Here is a 252-nt window from a genome sequence, read left to right on the forward strand (position 1 = left end):
CCCCATCGGCCATGCGGCTGATCGCCAGGGCGACGCAGCGGCGTGAGTCATCCACATCGTCAGCCAGGTCGGCGGCGATGGTACTGATGGAGAGCAGGTCTTCTGAGGCGTTGGCCAGTAGGGTTTCGGTGTCTATGTGGGGGGAAACGATGAAAAGTTGGTGTTTGTCGGGTTCGGGCGGTGAGGAAGGTTGGGGTTTGAGGTAGTAATCGAGGGCGCGGGTGGCGGCGTCTTCGAGCTTTTTTTCTTCCT

At 59.9% G+C, this 252-nt stretch carries 1 protein-coding gene; it reads right to left on the reverse strand.

Annotated features, from left to right (window positions below):
• On the reverse strand, window positions 1-252 hold a 252-nt coding region (locus tag MA884_RS27865; RefSeq protein WP_256233490.1), incomplete at both ends, for a DUF6124 family protein.

The organism is Pseudomonas sp. Q11 (assembly GCF_024494355.1).
GTDB classification, from domain to species: Bacteria; Pseudomonadota; Gammaproteobacteria; order Pseudomonadales; family Pseudomonadaceae; genus Aquipseudomonas; species Aquipseudomonas hefeiensis.